This is a genomic window from Roseburia intestinalis L1-82 (genome assembly GCF_900537995.1).
Taxonomy (GTDB): Bacteria; Bacillota; Clostridia; order Lachnospirales; family Lachnospiraceae; genus Roseburia; species Roseburia intestinalis.
The window spans coordinates 4,285,561-4,307,357 of the sequence record NZ_LR027880.1; the positions used below are offsets into that span (position 1 = coordinate 4,285,561).

Genomic DNA, 21,797 nt, shown 5'->3' on the forward strand with positions numbered 1-21,797 from the left:
ATTTGTATATTCTTCCATATATCCCTTATAACATCATGTTTTTTTCTTCACCCTTTTCAAGGATTATCTTCATCGTTTTGTTTCTATAAATAATCCTTGTATGTAGCTTCTCATATGCATGTATCGTGCATTCCGTTAGCTTGTGTTCTTCCCATTTTAATGAAATCTCTGCATTTCCCTTTATACGCAGTCCTTTCACACTTCCCGTTGTCCATGCAACCGGCAATGCCGGAAGCAATATAATCCGTTCTGCTGTACTCTGCACTAACATTTCAGCAATAGCTGCTGTAACTCCGAAATTACCATCAATCTGGAATGGTGGATGTCTGTCAAAAAGATTCGGATAAATAGAGCTTGCAAGCATCTGTTCAATATTATGGTATGCAATTTCTCCATCCCACAGTTTTGCATAATGATTAATAATCCATGCCCTACTCCATCCTGTATGCCCACCACCATTTTTTAAACGTGTCTCTAGTGTTTTTCTTGCTGCTTCGGCAAGCTTTGGTGTATTATCCACCGTAATCTGTTCCGATGGATGCAATCCATATAAATGTGAAATATGCCTGTGTCCGGGTTCGCACTCCTCATACTCTTCCATCCACTCCATGATTCTTCCGTCGCTACCGATTCTTGTTGGTAACAGCTTTTGAAGCACATATTCCGCCTTCTCCAAAAAAGCTGAATTCGTTGCCTGTAAAATTTTTCCCGCTGCAAGGCACTGAGAAAATAAATCTCTTAAAATCTGATTATCCATGGTAGCACCATAGCTAACAGCTCCCATTTCTCCGTTCGGCAAACAATATGTATTTTCCGGTGACAGTGAAGGGCAAGTGACCAGATAGCCATCCTTTTCCACGAGAAAATCAATAAAAAACAATGCTGCCTCACACATAATCGGATAACTTCTTTCAAGAAATTCTCTATCCAATGTGTATTCATAATGTGTCCACAAATGAGTACAAAGCCAGGCTGCTCCCATTACCCAATAAGTTGCAGGATACCAGGTATCCTGAGGTGCAGTATCTCCATGAATATCTGTATTATGATGCGCCACGAACCCTCTGCAACCATACATTTTTTCTGCTGTCCTTCGTCCGTTTTCTACCATTCTTTCAAGCAAATCAAATAATGGCATATGACATTCGGAAAGATTGCAACTTTCCGCCAGCCAATAATTCATTTCTGTATTAATATTTATTGTATATTTTGATTCCCATGGCGGAGTAAAATCCTGATTCCAAATTCCCTGCAAAGTTGCCGGAAGTCCTCCCGGTCTACTGCAGGAAATAAGCAAATATCTCCCATAGTCAAATAACATTTTGCTAAGGCCTATGTCCGGCGTTTCCTTTGCCGCTCTTTCTATTCGCTCATTTGTTGGTATAACATCAAACTTTTCGACTCCATCAAGCTGAAATTCCACCCTGGCAAATAAAGTCCGATAATCCTCTTTGTGCTCCTCAAAAAGTTCTTCATAGGTAAGCATTGCCGCATTATTCATTTTTTCTTCAATTTCCCGCAACAGTTCATCACATTTTTTCTTGTTCCGGAAGGATGAAGCTGCACAAAAAGTCAGTAGCACTTCATCTGCACCTTGCACACAAAGATTTCCTCCAACTGCACTTGCCACTCCACCTTTTGCCCATGCTTTGATTCCCATTACGAAATCACTTCCACCTCTTCCAAGATTTCCATATAAGCAGATACCATTTTCTCCCAGCTTATTTATTCCGTCAAAATATCTGCCGCGCGATAAATTCGCCTGAAAAGAAATCTGTGATGATTTATCTGCTGTAAAACGAATTACCAGACAATCCTTTGGATATGACAAAAACATTTCTCGCTTAAAATGCACACTGCGACTATCAAATTCTACCAGACATACAGCCTCTTCTAAGTTAAGGCTTCTTTTATAATTCTCCACATCTTCGATTCCACTACTATAAATATTGATATCGCCCAATGTCTGGTAGGGATGCATACTGTCCGGGCACCCTGACATTGTTAAATTCATAAGCCTTTGTGCTTCTTTCAGTCTTCCTTCAAAAATATGCTGCCGAATTTCTTCTAAATGCGCTTTTGCATCAGGATTATTTCTATCAACCGGACCACCATACCAGATACTTTCTTCATTTACCTGTATTCGTTCCTGTTCCACACCACCGAAAATCATTGCACCTATTCTGCCGTTCCCTAATGGCAGTGCTTCTTCCCATACTTTTGCCGGTTCTTTATACCATAGACTACTCATATTTTCCTCTTTTCTTATCCGAACTGCCTGTGTAGATAAAATCAGTGAAGGATGCTTTTCCTCCTGTCTCCTTTGTGGCATATACAAATAGTCCAAAGCGACAGCCGCTAAAATGATCTAATTTAAAATATAGTTTTTTTCGAATTCCAATCTGTTTAAAACCTTGTCCATCATCGAAATAGAAAACTGTTTCATCCTTCATTTTTTGAAAATTAGCTTCAATTTTTAAATGAATTTTTGTGTTTTCAACCGGAATGCATTCTCTTTCCATTTCTTCTATATCTTTTGGGGTTCCATGTTTTACATCCGGCATTTCTTTCATAACGACATAATATCTGCCATTTCGCTTTGTCACGGCTACCATTCCATAACATCCCTGAAATGCACAGAGCCCTGCATAATCACCTTCCTTAATATTAGAAGCATCTATGGTGATTTCTCCACAACATTCCGGAAACATCATGCGCTGTGTCAGAACATTTTTTGCCTGCATAATATTCTCACATAATTTTCCTGTTTTAATCGTAATGCAACCTTTTTCACAGTCGTTTTCTACCAAGTCCAGATCCGGTTCATGATTAAACTGCCAACAGCTTTTGAATCCAAAAGAATCATATGCTTCTTCGACTGTCACTCTATCTTGGGAAGCATCTACTGGCATTCCTCTCTTTCGAAAATCATCACTCTCCACTAACGGACGATATTCGTAAGTTTCTTTTGTACTACCGATTTCAAAGATCTTAGGTATTCTTCCATTGTCTCCAAATACTGGAAAATCTTTTTCCCAGCTTATCGGAAGTAACACCGGAATTCTTCCTACTGCACCATGATCCTGAAACAACATTGCATACCACCTTCCATCCGGAGTATCCACAATGCCTCCTTGTGCAACACCTTGATTACAATAACCCCTATCATCGTTCAGTACGTCTTTACCTATAAACTCTCCTTCGAGTGAATCAGATACAAAACATGCTTCTACACGTTTCCACTCACTCCTAAGTGAATGAATGAAAAATAAATAATATTTTCCATTGATTTTATAAAAATGAGTTCCTTCATATCCAAGGTTCGGGTTTCCCTCATCGCTTACTACGATACGGTCAATCCCACCTTCCTTTGGTCCACTCATATCTTTTTTTAGCTCCACTAAACGAATATTCTTATTCCCGGATGCAAGATACACTCTGTCATCGTCATCAAATAACAATGAACAATCATGATAAAACCCTTCAATTGTCTGTTTCTTCCATGGTCCATAGATATCCTTCGACTGAAACAGATAAGTCTTGCCTGTATCATTTGCAACAAAGCACACATAGAATATACCCTTATGGCAACGAAGGCTTGCTGCCCACATTCCTTTTCCGTAAATGTTCTCATTCTCCTCAAGCCTCTGCCCTGATGTACCGTCCAGTCTATCATACACATATGTAGCATGCTCCCAATGAATAAGGTCATATGAACGTAATATTTCACAGCCCGGCATAAAATGCATGGTTGTGCTAACCATATAATACGTATTTTCTACACGTATAACATCCACATCCGGATAATCAAGCTTTGTAATTGGATTCACATCTCTTTCCATCCATGTCACCTCACTCATTCTGCTCTCCTCCTGTCGTTGACAGCTTCTTCTATTTATCACAGAAAATTTTTATCACTCTATTTATCAGAATGAAATAAATTTTCAAAGAATTTTACTATTTTTTCCCACAGACTCATTTCTTTTTGTTCCTGTTCTATAATATCTGTATCCTGACATGTGATAGAAATATCATCCAGATAAAAGTCTGCATTACCATCTGTTTCAAAAAATAAATAGGCAGAATTTAACTCCTCTGAAATCTCACAAACAGTAGATAATTCTGTCCAATCACCCAATGACTTCTCTTCTACAAGTAATTTTGACTCTGCCCCATCTAATCCCATACGAATTTTCTTATCTTGTGTCTTAACAAATGCAGTAATTTTTATTGTTTTACCGATATAGGAAGACACATCCATTTTCATTGATGCATCATTCTCATTTCTTCTGACGCGAAGTGAGAAACCAATTGCTGCATCCTCTGTATGATTTTCTTCATTTACAACTGTAATCACTGACTGATGACCGCTTCCACGACTGACTGCACCGATGTCCTGTGGTGTTACAGTTTTTGTTTTTCCATCTTCCTTAAATGGTTCAAAAGTGACAAGCATATCTTTTGCTTCAACAGCAATCTTTTCAGGTGTCATAGAGAACTCTTCTCCTTTTGCAGCCATTACCATTGCCTCAAATGCCGGTTTTTTGGACAAATCTGCATTGAAAAGCAATGGATTCGAATCTCTTCTCCATGATGCATCATCTGTTAATCCCCATAATGTCACAGAGGTAAGATTCACTCCCTTTTTTACTTCTTCAATTAAACGTGAGAAAAATTCATAATAAAATTTTGCCTGATAATAATTTGCATTTGCATCTGTTCCGGTACGTCCAATATCCAATTCTGTAATATGAAGCTCCGGTACTGCCGCATTATATTTTTCTAATGCAATCATATACTGCTCAATATTCTGTGTGTCATCAAGATGACCCTGCATACCAATCCCGTCAAGTAAACCATCTCCATAAATCGTACCATCTCCGTCTGGATTAATTACAGAACTCTTTACTTTTTCATGGTTTTCATTCCATGGCTCTTCTGTCAAAAAATGAATAATTGCATCGCTACGGCTTCCAAACCACTCATTATAATCGTTATAAAACAGTTTTGGCTGAATGGAAGAAAGATCATCTGTATCCGCATCCAATCCATAAAGTGATGCATACTGCTTTGCATACAATGTCTCTGCTTCTCTCGCATATAAAAAAGCATAATACAGATAGTCCGGTCCAATAATCTGATACCAATAGCTGCGCCGCAAACCATCATACTGATTCTCGTCGGCCGCTTCATTTACTACATCCCATGCATAAATAACATCTGCATAACCATTCTTGTAAGTATACTCCAATACACCATAGATATACCGCTTTAAACGAGCCAGAAGTTCTTCTCTATCCACCAGACATTCTTCATCCAGCTTTGCCGTATCCGATTTTGTCAGTTTACCGTCTGCGTATGCCTGATAATCAATTGCAAAAATAGAAGGATCCACCTGACTATGCCATACCAATACATGTCCTCTGACCTTCATATTATTTTCCTTTGCCCACTCAAGCATTTCTTCAGCTGCAAAATCGACCTTAAATAAGTTTTCAGACGAAGCATCAAAATTATATGCCGGTTTCAATTCATTTCCAAATGTCATGCTGTTAAACATTCTGTTTATCAGCTCTTCTTTTTCCTGATTTCCAATTTCCGCAGTCGGATCATTCCAATGATCCATTGCCTGACAGGCTATACCTAATTTGAAATAGTCTTCATAAAGCTTATAAAGCTGTTCATAACTGCTTGTATCCACATAGGCATTTTCCTGCCCAGCTGCTTCCACCTGCATTGTTCCCCCTCCTGTCAATCCCAATATAGCCGTTCCCGCCAGCAATAATGCCAGCACTTTTTTTCTTACTTTTCCAGCCTTCATTCTAATTACATCCCTTCTCCGCCTGTCTTTATCCAAATGTTTTACTTTTCCTTCTTAAGGGTAAAGGATAACAGACTCACGTTTCCACCTCCGCGATAGGTGATATAGATTGCCTGCACTCCATCCGGAATGCGGACCGTTGTACTGTATTCTTCCCAAACATTTGTATATTGTACCCGGATACTTCCCAGTACCTCCCCATCCCATCTGGTACGAATTTCAAATACCCCATCACCATATCCTCGTGCCTTAATTGCGATTTCATGAACACCCCGACAATCAAAATATTTAAAACCGGCAGTAGCACCATCCTGAATGTTTCCAATATAGCCCGGCTCTTCGTCACCATCACGTCCATCCTGCATAACCTTTGGAAATCCGTCACCACCAACATATACGGATGGTGTATCCGTAAAAAGATTACATGCCAGATAGCCCAGGTACTCTCCCTCTCCTCTCAATGGTCCTCCATTTAATCCACAGGAGGTAATTTCCACCTGCGGAATGGTTCCGTCAGGCAAAATTTCTATTTTTTCTGCACATCCCTGCCGACTGTACCATGTTCCGCTTGTATGCCGATGGTAAAAAATATACCAATCTTTGCCAATCCGCACGATACTTCCATGATTATTTGCTCCATATGCCATTGGCATTGCGGAGGGCTTATAACTGGCAATATGCAGGTCGCAGTTGCTTACGATAACGCCGCCATAGGTAAATCCCTTTGTCGGTTCTCTACTGATTGCATAACACAATTCATGCATCACAACAGAAGAATATATAAAGTAGTAGTAGTCTCCCACTTTACGAATAGAAGAGGCTTCGAAAAATTCATGCCCCTCAAATCCGGAATTTTTGCCATATTCACAACCCGGTACCACAATTACCGGTGGTTCTTTGATTGTCAGCATATCTGCCCCCAACACAGTTGCCATTGCACCACTTCTTGATTTATCTCCTTTTCCGCAAAAACCTGTGTAAAGAAATGTTTTTTCTCCCTCTGTAAGAACACCCGGATCAAACTGCGGCTCATCCCCATCCCGCTCTCCTAAGCGCGTACCATCTGCATAGTGTACATATCCATAAAATTCAAATTTTCCGGCAGGTGTATCACAAACTGCAACTGAAACCACACTTACATGATCAAGTACATAATATAAATAGTACCGTCCATCCGGTCCTTTGGTAATATCCGGCGCATAAAGACACATTTTTCCTTCTCTGTTTAATGGATCTTCTGTTTTTTCATAAATCACGCCTTCATAACGCCAATTTCCAAGTTCATCAACTGGAGCAGACCAGCAGACATAATTGCCAAGACAGAAAACATGCCCGTTATAGTAATCGTGTGAACCATAAATATAAACCCTGTCTCCAAACACATACGGCTCACCGTCAGGTATATATTCCCATGACGGCAGATATGGATTAAATGCTTGCTTTTTCATCCCCCGTTTTCATTCCTCTCATTTCTTTCTACTTTTCTTTAAATACCATTTGTAAAAAGGCAACCGCACTGCGCCGCCAGAAATTCCAATCATGCCTTCCCTCTATAAAATATGAGGTCACCGGAACTCCATGCGCATTTACTTCCTCTGTATTTGCAATTGTTTTTTCATAAAATGCATCCTGTTTTCCACATGATACAAATAATAATTTCATTTTCTCCCTGAAAACTTCTTCCCGATACAACAGATATCTGTAATCTTCCTCATCATCTGCGATTACGAATCCACCGCTGAAAATACCGAGCCAGGAAAATAAATCCAGATGATGAAGCGCAATTTTCTGAGATTGCATTCCTCCCATGGAAAGACCGGCTATTGCCCTATGTTCTTTGTCAGAAATTGTCCTATACCGGGAATCAATATATGGAATGCAATCCTCTACCAGTTCCTCTTCAAACGACCCTACTGCCGGGTGGCTTGTTCCATCTGATCGAAATGCATAACCTGTATTCATTACGATGATCATCTCCTGCATTTTTCCTTCTGCAATCAACCCATCTGCAATATTTGCGATTTTTCCCTGATGCAGCCATCCAATTTCATTTTCGCCGCCGCCATGCTGCAGATAAAGCACCGGGTACCTTTTCCCACCGGCCGGATTATAATCTGCCGGTGTATAGACATAACAGAGTTTTTCTCTTTTCGTCTGGGTGGATTTGTAATAATTCATATGAATCTGCCCATGTGGTACATTCTTTAATTCATGGAAATGAAATTCCCGTTCCGGCACTTCCAGATAATTGATCGTCTGAAAGCATCCATAGCCGATGGGAGCCTGCTCATTGATGACCCTTGTTCCATTTACTTCAAACGCCACATAATGGAACCCCGGTTCTACCTCTTTCACTTCTCCAACCCAATAGCCTTCCTGCTTTGCATCCTTTTTAAGACTAATTTTTCCACAATCAAATACATCCACTTCCACCGTTTCTGCTCCCGGCGCATACAAAGATATTTCTACACTTTGTTCACCGGTATGTAAAAATCCGGGACGAATATCCACATATCGTCCAGCCGGTTTTCCATCCTTATCAGTTGCGAAGATCACCTGCTTATATACCGGATCAAAAAACAGTATCTGTTCCTCTAAAGTCTGTTTTAATAGCTGTTCTTCTCCCACTGGAAGCATTCCACATGAAAGGTTCTCATACTCAGATACAGCATCATCTGTCTTCTCTTCCCATCGAAACAACTCCGGCACAAAATCTGCGAGGCATTTTTTCCAGACATGCCACTCATGATACCCTTCATAATCTCTGCAGATACAATTAATTCCTATATTCTCGAAACATGTATCATAATACTTCTGTCCAGTCAGAATTTCTTTTTCTTCACTTCCACATCCTAAGAATGCCAGTTCTGCCTTATATTTTTTTTCATTCAATATCGTATTTAACGGTTCTAAGGAAACTCCCGAAAAAACTCCAAATGCCGAAAATAACTGTGGGTGTTTTGCCATAGCAAGGGCCGCCTGCGCTGATCCAAGAGAAAGACCTGCCACTGCCCGGTTGCTACGCCCTTTTTTTGTAGAAAAATGTGCATCTATATATGGGATTACATCATTTACCAGTTCTCCGTCAAAATCCCCAGGATAAAATACCGGATCTTCTCCCGGTTTGAATGCATAGCCACAGGTCATTACCACTAACATCTCCCTGCATTTTCCCTCTGCAATCAAATTATCCATAATAAAATTCATCTTGCCCTGCCATACCCAGTCTGTTTCATTTTCTCCAACTCCATGAAACAGATATAATACCGGATATTTCACACCTGATTTTACTTTTTCTTCATAACCAGCCGGTGTATACACATAACACTCCTTCAAATGCCTGTTGATACTGGACGTATACTTGCATATGCTGACTGTTCCATGCAAAACATCTTTTAGATAATAGAAATCCACCCCCTTTTCTGCTACCTCAAATGTATTCATTGCAGAAAAGCAGCCATAAGAAACACCTGCTTTGGGATTCCAAATCCTCACTCCATCTACATACCAGTGATAATCATGAAATCCAAAGTGAAACTTCTTCTTTCCGACAAAACCTCCCTGCCCATCTGGCTCTAATTCATAACGGCCGGTTCCGGCAAATCCGCCAAGACATCCAATTTCAACTTTTTTTGCATTTGGAGCATACAGATAAAATTCTACTTCCCCATCTTTTCCTACTGTAACACTCTGCCTCTCATCCCGATATACAACTCTTGCATAGTTTTCATCTCCTGCTATCATAACAACTTCTGCTGATTTATGAATCGGATCAAAAAAATCCGGATGAGTGCTGAGTGCCTGATTTTCTGACTCATACATACAGTTTTCCCCCTTACCCTTTCTCTGTTTTTTTTATCTCCTGTTTTTTAATTAAAATACCATGACTCCAATTCAAATCCTTTTCCACTGAAAATAAAATAAATATCATGCTTTCCTGCAATTTTTCTATCAATCTGTGTTGTGATTTCTGTGAATTCCATCGCATCATCCGGATCAATCTCTGCATATCCCAATACCTCTCCATCCAGTGAATCCATACAGATTTTTATGTATCCTGTTCCCTTGCCTCTTGCAGCAACACTAAATTCTTCCACATGTCTTGTTCCGAAATCTACTCCATAAACACCAATCCAGCTTCCGGTATGAATTCCAGTAACTATCATATCTCCAGAACCGCATTCTATGCTTTTCTCACCATATTGTGTTGTTTCAATTCCACCCATAACTCCCATGGTCACAGCCTCTACTTTCTGATATGGATTTAATGCTCCAAACTGTTCTACCCCTGTTAATGTTCCCTGTATCATTTCAATATTTCCTTCCTCATCAAATGTTACTTTATCAATATTGGTACTGCGATAGCCTTTGTTTATTCCCATCGCTTCTTCTAAAATTCTTGTATGGTATGCCATATACCACTGTCCTTCAAACTCAAACATACAGTGGTGATTATTTCCGCCTCTTCCAAAATAGTACTGTGGGTTCTTTAAAATCGGTCCGCATAACGTAAATGGTCCCATTGGATTATCACTGGACATCGTAATGATTTCTCCACTGCTGAATCCAATCTCATCTTCCTTCTCATTCGGCACATTAAAGTTTGAACAATAAGAATAGTAATAAATGCCATTGATCTTATTAATACCGGAATCTTCAAACAAATAAGAAACATTTTCGATTATAACCGGATCTCCGTCGAGACTTATCATATTATCAGAAAGCTTTGCGACACGCGCCGTTCCCGGATTAGCAGCTTTATCTTCACTTGGAATTCCTCCGCCAAAATAGATATAAGCAGATCCATCATCATCCATTAATACCGCAGGATCGAACAACCATGTGACCTCAGCACAGGTCGGCGTTGCCCGTGAAATCAGCGCCTCTCCTAATGGATCCGTAAATGGACCTGTCGGACTGTCACTTGTTAATACTGCAATTCCATTTCCACTGTTTGCAAAATACAGGAAAAATCTCATTTTTCCATCAATTTCTTTACAGGCTGCTGCCGGTGCCCAGGAATTATTTCCCCAAGTTGCTGCCCCATTTTTCGAAGCTGCATAAACACTTCCATGATCTGTCCAATTTACCAGATCTGCAGATGAGATCACATTAATCTTATATATATTGGAATAGTCATTTTCCAATATTTCTCCATTTTCATCCAGCATTGGTTCATCACATGTCATATAAAGATACACTCGCCCATCATAAACCATTGCATATGGATCTGCGCCAAAACGCTGTGTCATAACAGGATTATGATTCCCGATTTCCTTATAAGCCTTTTCCGGAAGTACGCTCTCAAATATTTTTTCCATCTCTGTTGTTGTCATTCTCATTTTCTCTCCTTCTGATTCTTGTTGAATTTCTGTAGACTCGTTTTCCACCTTTTGTTTTTTTTCCACTGTCATTTTTTCACTATCACAGCCATATATGCCAAATGCCAAGCTGATTGACAATTGTGCAAGTATAATTTTTTTCCACAAACTCCGGCTTAACCCCATTTGCTTTTTCATATTTTATATTTCCTCCGGTGCACCAATGATGACTTTATCATCCTGGTATTCCAGTTTTACCTTATTATCCCTAAGATTCATCTTATCGAGAATTTCTCTGGGAATCTGAACACGTCCCGCTTTATCTATGATGACATACTCCTCCTGAGTATCCTCGTTTCTCCAATCTACGGTAATTTCCTTTAACCGGTCCGCATATTTTTCCTTCAGAATTCTCTCACTGCTTATCTTTCCATCCCGGATTGCTACTACCCTTTTTACTTTTTTTGATAATGCCACATCATGTGTAACAATCAAAATAGTCTGTCCGGCTTTGTTTAATTCTGTAAAAATATCAAAAATCACATCTGCCGTTCTTGTATCGACGCTTCCGGTGGGTTCATCTGCCAGTAAAAGTCCGGGGGAATTCGCCAATGCAATTGCAATTGCAACCCTTTGCTGCTCTCCTCCCGACATGGTGCTCATTTTACTGTTCTTTTTTGTTTCCATTCCAACACGTTCCAACAATTCCAGTGCCTTCTCTTTTTTCTTTCTTTTATCCGACAAATGCATCGGAAGCATAACATTTTCCAGTGCCGACAGGTAGGGTAGAAGATTTCGTCCATTATTCTGCCAGACGAATCCAACTGTATCCCTTTTATACTCCACCAGTTCCTTTTCACTCATTTTAAAAAGGTTTTTCCCACATACAGTAAGGCTTCCCGCACTTGGTCTGTCCAGACCACCAATCATATTCAAAAACGTAGACTTTCCGCTCCCACTATTTCCAATCAATGCGGTCAGTTCTCCCGCTTCCACTGTAAGATCCAATCCCTGGAGGGCAAGCACTTCCGTCTGCTTTGTCTTGTAAATTTTTACCAGCCCGTCTGCTTGTATCATTGCTTCTGACATATCTGTTCTCCATTCTGAAGTTCGATTAACATATCACCTGCATCCATGAGACCTGTATCATGGGTTGTCATCAAAATTGTCACCCGTTCCTTCTTCGTAATCTCCTGAAACATCTGCACAATCTCTGCTGCCATTACACTGTCTAATTCAGCAGTAGGTTCATCTGCAAAAAGAATTCTTGGATGATGCGCGATGGCTCTTGCGATTGCTACTCTCTGCTGTTCCCCACCAGACATTTCAGCCGGCATATGCCTCATTCTGCCTGCCAATCCTACACGTCTCAAGCACTCTTCCACCCGTTCTTTCCGATTCTCGCTGATTCCTGCCATGCGAAGAGAAAATTCCACATTTTCAAATGCATTCATGGTAGGAATCAGCGATACTGCCTGAAAAACGAAGCCAAACATATTTCTTCTCATGTTTTCCCTGTCCGTTTCGGACATTTCCGTAATATCATTTCCGGCAATTCTTACTTTTCCGGAAGTAGGATAATCCAATGCACCTATAATATTCATCAAGGTAGTTTTTCCGGAACCGGATCGTCCCTTTAATATAGCAAACGCTCCTTCCGGAATAGAAACATTAATATCCTTCAATGCACAAAACTCCCCGCTACTCACTGCAAAAACCCGGTTTACATGTTCAGTTTCAATTATCCTTTCCATTATTCCTCTCCTAATTTCAGTGCCTTTGCAATATTCATTTTTAATACCAGAATTGTAAGTACACCTAAGCATATAATCATTACCGTTGCTGTCACTCCATATAGCTGTGCCAGATCACCTGAATTCGTCACCATTTTTACCGGAAGCACTTGATCTGCTCCCGCATAGGCAGCCTGAAATATGGACGTAAACATTACAGATGCAATTTTTCCGATTCCAAACCCGGCAAATACGGAAACTGCTCCCGAAAAAATCTGCTCAACAATCAGCATATGGAAAATTTCTTCTTTATGCATTCCACATGCTCTCAGTATGCCGAACATCAACTCCCTCGATCGAATCGACATAATCCAGTAAATAAGATATCCTGCTGCACACAATATCATTGTTACAATAAAACTCATGGTAAGTACTCCGTTCGTTCCCTGTAAAAGTGGATCGATAGATACATTGGCAAGATCTCTGTCCCTATCCGTATATGATTTTACGGACACCTCATTTTCTTCCATCCACTGATAAAAGAAATCTGTGCTTTCTCCCTCTTTCACTGTAATCCATACCTGGTATGGTGTTACTCCGAAATACTGCCGCAAAGCAGCGTAATCGGCTACTATCAGGTAATTATCTTTTTCCCTTAGCTCCCCTGCTTCATTCAATTCGATTGTCTTTGTCTGAAAACCCGGCCAGTACGAAACAAAGCCTACAATTTTCCCCTTGGCTTCCTTTTCGTCACCATTTTTAAAGTACAGTGTATCTCCCTCTTTCATTCCAAGCTCTGTCCGAAAACTATCCGATACCAAAATTCCTTCCGGTTCAACTGCAAGTTTATTTAAAAGCTGGTGATATGGCTCTGCCAGCAGTGTATCCGAGAGCTCTGTATTTTCTCCGAACTCTTTTGTATGAATTCCCATTAATGCTATACTCTGCCAGATGTTATCTTCTGTTTTTACAAAAGCCTTTTCATCATATATAACTTTCGTATAAGACTCTGCTTCTGTCATAGACGCATATCTTCCGTAGTCCGGCTCATAATACTGAAGCTCTGTCTGTTCCCCCGTCACAGATGCAAAAGATGCATTTGTATCCCAGACCTCTTCCAACACTAAATCTGCACCATCCAGATAATTCCGGTTCTCTCTTGCATTCTGTGAAATGGTACGTGCGACTGTTGCATGAAACATCCCCATTGACAAAGTCAATATCAGAAACAACATAATAAACTGCTGCTTTCTTCCATTCTTCATGATTTCCATAAAAGAAACATAACTGGCAGGTTTCCACCTTTTCTTCCCAATCATAAAAATTCCCTTTACCAGTAGCGGTACTATACGAAGTACAAAGAGCCCTGCTCCAAGAATAAACAATGAAGAGCTGATATATAACAGCGGGTCCAATGGTTCTCCCCTTAAAACACGTTCGGTAAGTTCTGCCGTATGATTTTTATAGTTATAATATCCATAAAAAGAAATTGCCAGAAAAATGAGATCCAGAAAACATGTTTCCCACCAGGATTGCTTCTTGATTGCTCTTTGCTGTTTTAGATTTACAATCGTCACTCTGCTATGTTTCACTGCAGGGATAGTAATAATCAAAATACAAGTTACAAAAGAAACCAGTGCATAAAACCATACCTCAGCATTGTAATGTATTTCCAGTTTTCTTGACGCTTTGAATCGAAGGAAGTCATCGGCCGCCCCAAGCATCTGACAGAATGCCCTGCCAAGTGGCAGTCCAAATAAACAGCCTGCCCCTGTAAGTGCAATGCTTTGGTACAGGTACAGGCGCATAATCTGACCACCAGAGGCGCCACGACTTTTTAATACAGAAATCTCATTTCGTTCCATTTCGTACATTTGTCCTGAAATCATAAGTAAAAAGGCTCCAAGAAGAACCAGCACAGGTATCTGTAAAATGAACAATGTTGCACTGATTCTTTTTTGCTTTGCCTGAAAAGTTTCAAGAATAGATAAATACGCCGGCTCCTTCATAGTGCCTCGAAACGCACTCTCATCAAGCAGATATTTTGTTTCTTTTACCAAATGCTCTACTTCGGAGGCATCTATCTGGGTATAGTCGAATAAGGAATAATAACTACAGGTAATCGTATATCCGGAAGCATTCTCACCGGTAAAGTATTCCCGGAACAGTTCTTCTTTCATAAGACATTCATTTCCCATGTTCTCCGGTGAAACTTGCCAATACGGATCATTACTATCCATCTCCTTATATACTCCTGCAATTTTCAGCCTTATCACCTTACCCTCTGGATCTCGTAATGATTGATATTCAATTGTCTCTCCTACCAGAAGATTCAGATTCACCATAGCCGCCTCACTGATCAAAACTTCTATGTCTCCATCTTCTGTGAGACCACTTTCTGAATACATTGTTCCAGCTATAATTTCTGCATGCTCTTCTAATCCAGATAAACAACCAAGTCTTATTTCCAGCTTCGATACATCATCCCGATTCATCAGCGAATCGGCATCGGCACTTGCCAGACTATAATAGCGGATAGATTCTTTTTCCTTTACACCAAGTTCTTCAAAAATTCCTGCTGTAAATTCTTCCATCTTAGAAATTGATTTTCCGCCATTGTCCTTCTTTGAAATGATCACCATACAATTTTTTCCTGGCCATTCCCCATTTTCAGAAAAAAAAGCATTAAACTCATCCTGAAGCATTCGATTATATGCCGCGCTTCGGTACATCGGAAAACTGACTGCGGTTGCGACCAGAAGTGTAATTCCAACCAGCAGACTAAATGCCATCCATTTCTTATGCCATAATTTTTGCAGCATTACTCCAAACATATCGTCATTCCCTCTTCCAATCCTTCCAGCACCCAATACTCCGTCTGATTGCTTCCCCCCGCAATAAAGCTTTGTGCTGTTACCGTTCCATCACTGTTTTTGATATAGACATATGTGTTTCCATTTTTCTCTTTTACTGCCTGTTTGGGGATTAAAAGTACATTTGACATTTTTCTGATTTCTGTTCTGACTTCGAACTGTGAATTTCTATAATAGTCTGTATTTCCTTGTAATGTATTTTCCACTATCACATCCAGAACTTCCTGTGGAAGCTTAATATATGCTGCCTCGCTTTTTAAACCGGCTGTCAGTCCTGCTGCTCCGGAAGTTACAACTTTTCCTTCTGTCTGACATTTCACCTGATTTAAGTCGTTATACTCAACTTGCACTGTATTTCCATAATTTAATTGCTGATTTTCATTCTGTACTGTCAGAAAGCAGTTGCTACTCTCTGCAATCATTGCAATTGCTGCTCCCTGTTCTATTTCATCCTCTGCTTTTAAATCCGCAAGCCAGAAAATAATTCCATCAGTTTGGGCTGTAATTGTTACTGTGTCTGCATCCTGTTGCATTTCCATAATTGTATTTTTTAACTTATCGATTGTTTTCTGTCGGCCTGCAAGCAGATTTTCACTTTCGCCCGCTTCCACTGCATCCGCCATTCGTTCTGTCTGTCTTTGAAGTTGAAGTTGTTTTTCCAGCAGTTCTGCCTCATCATTTTCAACATGAACTTTTGCAATCACATCTCCTGCTTTTACTGTCTGAAATAGCTCTACCTGGTACTCCGTAAAATACATTGTTCCATAAGACACCGGATTTATTACAGAATCGGATATCGGATAAGCAATGAATGCACTTCCCTCAAACTCACTGGAAAAATCTCCACGTTTTACTTCTGCCGTATTATCTCCCGGCAGATTATTTTCTGAAAGAAGCACTAAATCTCCCTCTTTCAATCCATCTATAATTTCTATATAAGTACCATCATCCTTACCGGTCTTCACCTGCGTATATTTGCTTTCCCCATTCACGACGCAATACACATAAGCTCCTTTTGCATCCTTATGTACCGCGGACTTCGGAATTGACAATACCTGCTCTACCCTGCTGTATATTTCCGCTAAGACTGCAAAATCTCCTTGTTCGACTTCATTATTGGGATCTTCTATCACAAAGGAAGAATAAGCAACATTTCCTTCTGTCGTTATTTTTTCATACACACTCTGATCATATGGCTGATACGTCACTTCATAACGTTTTCCATCAATGACTGCATATAAATCTTCGCATTTTGCCACATCCGATTTACTGACATACTCACATTTGAGAATTTTCTGGCTTTCATCTGCTACCGCTATTAATGGTGTATCTGCTGCAATATAAGTTCCCGGCATATAACTTCCTGCTGAAACTATCACTCCATTCATTCCGGAAGTCAGACAATATGCTGTTTTCTTCTTTTTGAGAGCTTCTAATCTGTCTGTATAGTAAGAAATATCAAGTGTGTACAGCTCGTATCTGTGATTCTTCTCCAACTCCCATCCCCGCTCATTTAACTTATCCTGTTCCGTTTCTTCTTCCTCATTCTCCTTCTGATTTTTCTCTTCTTGAATGTTTTTCTCCATTTCTTCTACTGCCGTATTATAGTCATCATTTATCTGTTCTATCTTCTCCTCTGTTTCTTTTATCTGCTGTTCTATCGAAGAAATATCTGCTGATATCAGCAGATCTCCCTTCGAAATCCTATCGCCGGGTGCCTTTTCATATTTTGTCAGTACCACATCCTGTGTAAAAGAATACTCTCTGATATATGGATAAACCGTTCCTGCCAATACTTTATACTCATAAATATTACGATACGCGGCGGCTTCTGTATTCGCAGCCGCGCTTACCGGTTCCAGCAATTCAATCGAGTCAGACGCTTCCACCTGCTGCCTACTTCCACACCCTGTCATAACGAGCAATATTCCTGATATTAATACCGAAATTATGCCTGTTCTCTTCTTATTCATTTCAATATCACCATATCCCCCTCTGATAATCCGTCTGTAATCTCAACGTTGTCTTTACCTTCAAGTCCCACTGTAATCCACTTTGTTTCCCAAATATTGTTTTCCCCCAAAACATAGACATAATTTTTCCCATCCGCATTATGAACTGCATCAACCGGCAATGTCAGTACATTTTTATGTTCTTCTAATATAAGGCTTATTTCTCCTGATGTTCCTACATCAAAATTCTGTTTATCCGATTCATCACAGAACGTAAATTGCATTTTTTCATTCCAATTATCCATTTGATAGGGAATAACAGAATAACTCCCAGAAATACCACTGATTTTCATTTCCACCGTCTGATCTTTTGTAAAGAAATCTGCATACTCTGTCTGCTCTGAACAAAAGGTACACTCACTGTCATCCATAACAGTAATAATGTGTTCCCCTGCAACAGAAGAAGTACCTTCTAAATTATCCTTTACATAAGAAACCGTTCCGTTCATTTCTGCATATAGATACTGTTGTTTCTTTTGTTCCTGCAATTCTGATAATTTTGTACTTAATACGGTAACTTTATCCTGATAATCCTCTATCTGATATTCATAAGTCTGTTGTACAGTTGCCAGATTTTTCGCATATGCACGTTTTTCTTCCTCAATCATGCTTGTACCTGTCGTTACAATTCTGTCAACCGCCAGCTTCATGTCCTCCTGTGTCTGGCGAAGCAGGATGGTATTGCGATCAAACTGATACTGTATTTCCGATAATTCAAGGTCTATTTCTCCCAATGACACTTCTGCCAGAACTTCTCCTTTTTTTACTTCATCTCCTTCTTCTACATATACCTTCTCAATTTTTTTCCCATTAATCTCAAAGCTTAATTCTTCTTCATCAGACTGTTGATAAATGCAGTTTATCTTCTGTACCACCTGTACATCCCCTTCTGTTACTGCCACCAGTTGATATTCATTTTCTTCCTGTTCCTGTTCTAAAATTACAATATGATCCGTATCTTTCTGTACATTACCGCAACCGGCAGCACTGCCAAAGAAAATTAATATACACCCTGACAGACAAAGTCTTCTTTTCCCCCAAAGCATGTTCTGCCCTCCCTATATATTTGTATATGGTTATTCTATAAAACTTTCTTTTTCATTCCTATTGAGATATTGCTTTCTCCTTCTCATTTATTGCTAAAAACCATACATTTTTAAACATCTTTTTGTGACTTTTTCTCTATTCCATTTACCCAACACGACGTTTTTTTTACTTATTACCGCAATATCTGAAAAGGAAAAGACAATATATAAGAAGATATTTTCTTTATATCATGTCATGATAAAAGCAGGACATCAGAAAATGTATAGAAAAGAGGAACAACTAATGGAAATGACATTAAGATGGTACGGGTCAGACTATGATACCGTAACTCTGGAGCAAATACGACAAATTCCCGGTGTAACCGGCGTTATCACGACCCTCTATGGCACCTCCCCGGGAGATATCTGGCTTCCAGAAGAGATTCATGCGCTGAAGAAGGAAGTAGAGGCAAAAGGACTGCACATTTCCGGAATTGAAAGCGTTAATGTGCATGATGCAATTAAAACCGGTGCCCCGGAGCGTGATATTTATATCGACAATTATATACAGACACTGGAAAATCTAGGAAAAGAAGACATTCATCTTGTATGCTATAATTTCATGCCAGTCTTTGACTGGACAAGAACTGAATTGGCACGCAAACGCCCGGACGGGTCTACAGTCCTTGCCTATAATCAGGCTGCTGTTGATGACTTGAATCCGGAAGATATGTTCGCGTCTATTTCCGGCGATTCCAATGGATGCGTCATGCCTGGTTGGGAGCCGGAACGCATGAGCAAAATCAAAGAACTTTTTGCTATGTATCAAGACATCGACGAAGAAGCACTTTTCGCAAATCTGAAATATTTTCTGGAGAGAATTATGCCTGTCTGCAATCAATATGACATTAAAATGGCAATCCATCCGGATGATCCTGCTTGGAGTGTTTTTGGACTCCCACGAATAATCACAAATAAACAGAACCTTTTTCGTATGATGAAAATGGTGGATGATCCTCACAACGGCATTACATTTTGCTCCGGTTCCTATGGAACAAATCTGGAAAATGACCTGCCTGATATGATCCGTTCTCTACAAGGACGAATTCACTTTGCACATGTTCGCAATCTTAAATTCAATAGTCCAACTGATTTCGAAGAATCTGCCCATCTTTCTTCAGATGGTTCCTTTGATATGTATGAAATCATGAAAGCCCTTTATGACATCGGTTTCGATGGTCCTATCCGTCCTGATCACGGTAGAATGATATGGGGTGAAATAGCAATGCCAGGATATGGCCTTTATGACAGAGCCTTAGGGGCTACTTACCTGAATGGATTATGGGAAGCAATTGAGAAAGGAAATAAAAAATGATGCTTTTATCAGATATCAGTACAAAAGGATACGACTCCTTCGAAAATGCAGGCTATCGTGTTCCCAAATATAACAGAAAAAAAATGGTGACAAAAACCATGGAGTCCCCCTTCTGGATTCATTTTGGTGCCGGCAATATTTTTCGTGCTTTTCAGGCAAATGTTATCGAACAGCTTTTAAACAAGGGTGTATTAGATCGTGGATTAATTGTTGCTGAAGGATATGATTATGAAATCATCGATAAAATATATCACCCCTATGACAATCACAGTATTCTGGTAACATTGAAAACAGACGGAACAGTAGAAAAATCTGTAATTGGAAGCGTTGCAGAATCCCTTGTTCTGGATTCAGAAAATCTTTCAGCTTTTTCCAGACTGCAGGAAGTTTTCCGAAGCGATTCCCTACAAATTGCAAGCTTTACCATTACAGAGAAAGGTTATCAGCTTTGTCAGCCGAATGGTTCTTATCGCAAAGACGTAATGGCAGACATCATATCCGGTCCCGACCATACAATCAGCTATATGGGAAAAGTTGTTTCCCTACTCCATACCCGTTATCTTGCCGGTAAAAAACCGATTGCGCTTGTCAGTATGGACAACTGCTCTCACAACGGCAGTAAGCTTTTTGACGCTGTTTTCACTTATGCCAGCGAATGGCTTAAACGCGGTCTCGTGGATTCCGGATTTGTAACATATATCAAAAATCCGGATTCTGTTTCATTTCCATGGACAATGATCGATAAAATTACTCCAAGACCGGATTCATCTATAGAAGCTATGCTGCAGACCGATGGAATTACAGATTCTCATGCAATAATTACAGGTAAAAATACTTATATTGCCCCTTATGTCAATGCAGAAGAATGTGAATATCTGGTCATTGAAGATCATTTCCCAAACAAAAGGCCACCACTTGAACAGGGCGGTTTCCTTTTCACCGATCGAGAGACTGTTGACAAAGTGGAGAAAATGAAAGTCTGCACCTGCTTAAATCCGCTTCATACAGCCCTTGCCATCTTTGGCTGTCTGCTGGACTATCATCTGATTTCAGAAGAACTAAATAATGAAACATTGCGAAAGCTTATTGAAGGAATTGGTTATCGAGAAGGTCTTCCTGTTGTAGTAAACCCCGGAATCATTTCTCCAAAAGACTTCCTTGATACTGTTCTAAACGTAAGACTTCCAAATCCATTTATGCCGGATACCCCGCAACGCATTGCAACGGATACTTCACAAAAACTTGCAATCCGTTTCGGTGAGACAATTAAAGCATATGAAGCATCCAAAGAGCTTCACACGTATGACCTTACACTTATTCCGCTGGTATTTGCCGGATGGCTCCGATATCTGATGGGAATTGATGACAACGGAAACCCATTCACGTTGAGTCCGGATCCAATGCTTTCTCTGGTTCAGCCATACTTTTCCGATATTCACCTCGGCGATATCATTGATGTGGAAACCCTGCTTGCTCCGCTGCTTTCCAATGCAACTATATGGGGAGTAAACCTTTATCATGTCGGTCTTGCCGATACTGTCTGCACTTTCTTCTCTGAAATGATCAAAAGTCCCGGTGCAGTTCTTAATACATTAAAAAAATATATATAGATATTTTCCTCACATAAACAGCAATAT

13 protein-coding genes are annotated in these 21,797 nt (G+C 39.9%); 2 read left to right on the forward strand and 11 right to left on the reverse strand.

The window, feature by feature from the left end:
• Nucleotides 1-25 precede the first annotated feature (25 nt).
• From RIL182_RS20105 to RIL182_RS20155, 11 genes are all read right to left on the reverse strand, one after another.
• Complete coding sequence (locus tag RIL182_RS20105) at nucleotides 26-2,251, reverse strand: glycoside hydrolase family 95 protein (protein WP_006856466.1); 2,226 nt, start codon at nucleotides 2,249-2,251, stop codon at nucleotides 26-28.
• Entirely contained in the window at nucleotides 2,244-3,860 is a 1,617-nt protein-coding gene (locus tag RIL182_RS20110) for a glycoside hydrolase family 43 protein (RefSeq protein WP_006856467.1), read from the reverse strand. The genes RIL182_RS20105 and RIL182_RS20110 overlap by 8 nt, the downstream gene beginning before the upstream one ends.
• A gap of 59 nt (nucleotides 3,861-3,919) precedes the next feature.
• Nucleotides 3,920-5,821: an endo-1,4-beta-xylanase gene (locus tag RIL182_RS20115; protein ID WP_055195956.1), complete on the reverse strand. Its 1,902-nt coding sequence runs from the start codon at nucleotides 5,819-5,821 to the stop codon at nucleotides 3,920-3,922.
• 41 nt (nucleotides 5,822-5,862) lie between these two features.
• Nucleotides 5,863-7,269: a family 43 glycosylhydrolase gene (locus tag RIL182_RS20120; protein ID WP_055195957.1), complete on the reverse strand. Its 1,407-nt coding sequence runs from the start codon at nucleotides 7,267-7,269 to the stop codon at nucleotides 5,863-5,865.
• A gap of 28 nt (nucleotides 7,270-7,297) precedes the next feature.
• Complete coding sequence (locus RIL182_RS20125) at nucleotides 7,298-9,643, reverse strand: alpha/beta hydrolase-fold protein (RefSeq protein WP_006856472.1); 2,346 nt, start codon at nucleotides 9,641-9,643, stop codon at nucleotides 7,298-7,300.
• Nucleotides 9,644-9,690: 47 nt separating this feature from the next.
• On the reverse strand, nucleotides 9,691-11,163 hold the full coding sequence (locus RIL182_RS20130) for a glycoside hydrolase family 43 protein (protein ID WP_242655513.1): 1,473 nt from the start codon (nucleotides 11,161-11,163) through the stop codon (nucleotides 9,691-9,693).
• A gap of 180 nt (nucleotides 11,164-11,343) precedes the next feature.
• A complete protein-coding gene (locus RIL182_RS20135) occupies nucleotides 11,344-12,231 on the reverse strand; it encodes an ABC transporter ATP-binding protein (protein WP_006856474.1) in 888 nt (295 codons plus the stop codon).
• A complete protein-coding gene (locus RIL182_RS20140) occupies nucleotides 12,216-12,896 on the reverse strand; it encodes an ABC transporter ATP-binding protein (protein ID WP_006856475.1) in 681 nt (226 codons plus the stop codon). Before RIL182_RS20140 ends, RIL182_RS20135 begins: the two co-directional genes overlap by 16 nt.
• On the reverse strand, nucleotides 12,896-15,709 hold the full coding sequence (locus RIL182_RS20145; protein WP_006856476.1) for an ABC transporter permease: 2,814 nt from the start codon (nucleotides 15,707-15,709) through the stop codon (nucleotides 12,896-12,898). Before RIL182_RS20145 ends, RIL182_RS20140 begins: the two co-directional genes overlap by 1 nt.
• Entirely contained in the window at nucleotides 15,697-17,721 is a 2,025-nt protein-coding gene (locus RIL182_RS20150) for an efflux RND transporter periplasmic adaptor subunit (protein WP_006856477.1), read from the reverse strand. Before RIL182_RS20150 ends, RIL182_RS20145 begins: the two co-directional genes overlap by 13 nt.
• Nucleotides 17,718-18,806: an efflux RND transporter periplasmic adaptor subunit gene (locus RIL182_RS20155; RefSeq protein WP_006856478.1), complete on the reverse strand. Its 1,089-nt coding sequence runs from the start codon at nucleotides 18,804-18,806 to the stop codon at nucleotides 17,718-17,720. Before RIL182_RS20155 ends, RIL182_RS20150 begins: the two co-directional genes overlap by 4 nt.
• A 283-nt stretch (nucleotides 18,807-19,089) precedes the next feature.
• Between RIL182_RS20155 and uxuA the strand changes: the two genes are divergently transcribed.
• Nucleotides 19,090-20,160: a mannonate dehydratase gene (uxuA, locus tag RIL182_RS20160; RefSeq protein ID WP_044998813.1), complete on the forward strand. Its 1,071-nt coding sequence runs from the start codon at nucleotides 19,090-19,092 to the stop codon at nucleotides 20,158-20,160.
• Nucleotides 20,160-21,770: a mannitol dehydrogenase family protein gene (locus RIL182_RS20165; RefSeq protein ID WP_044998841.1), complete on the forward strand. Its 1,611-nt coding sequence runs from the start codon at nucleotides 20,160-20,162 to the stop codon at nucleotides 21,768-21,770. The genes uxuA and RIL182_RS20165 overlap by 1 nt, the downstream gene beginning before the upstream one ends.
• The last annotated feature ends 27 nt before the right edge of the window (nucleotides 21,771-21,797 follow it).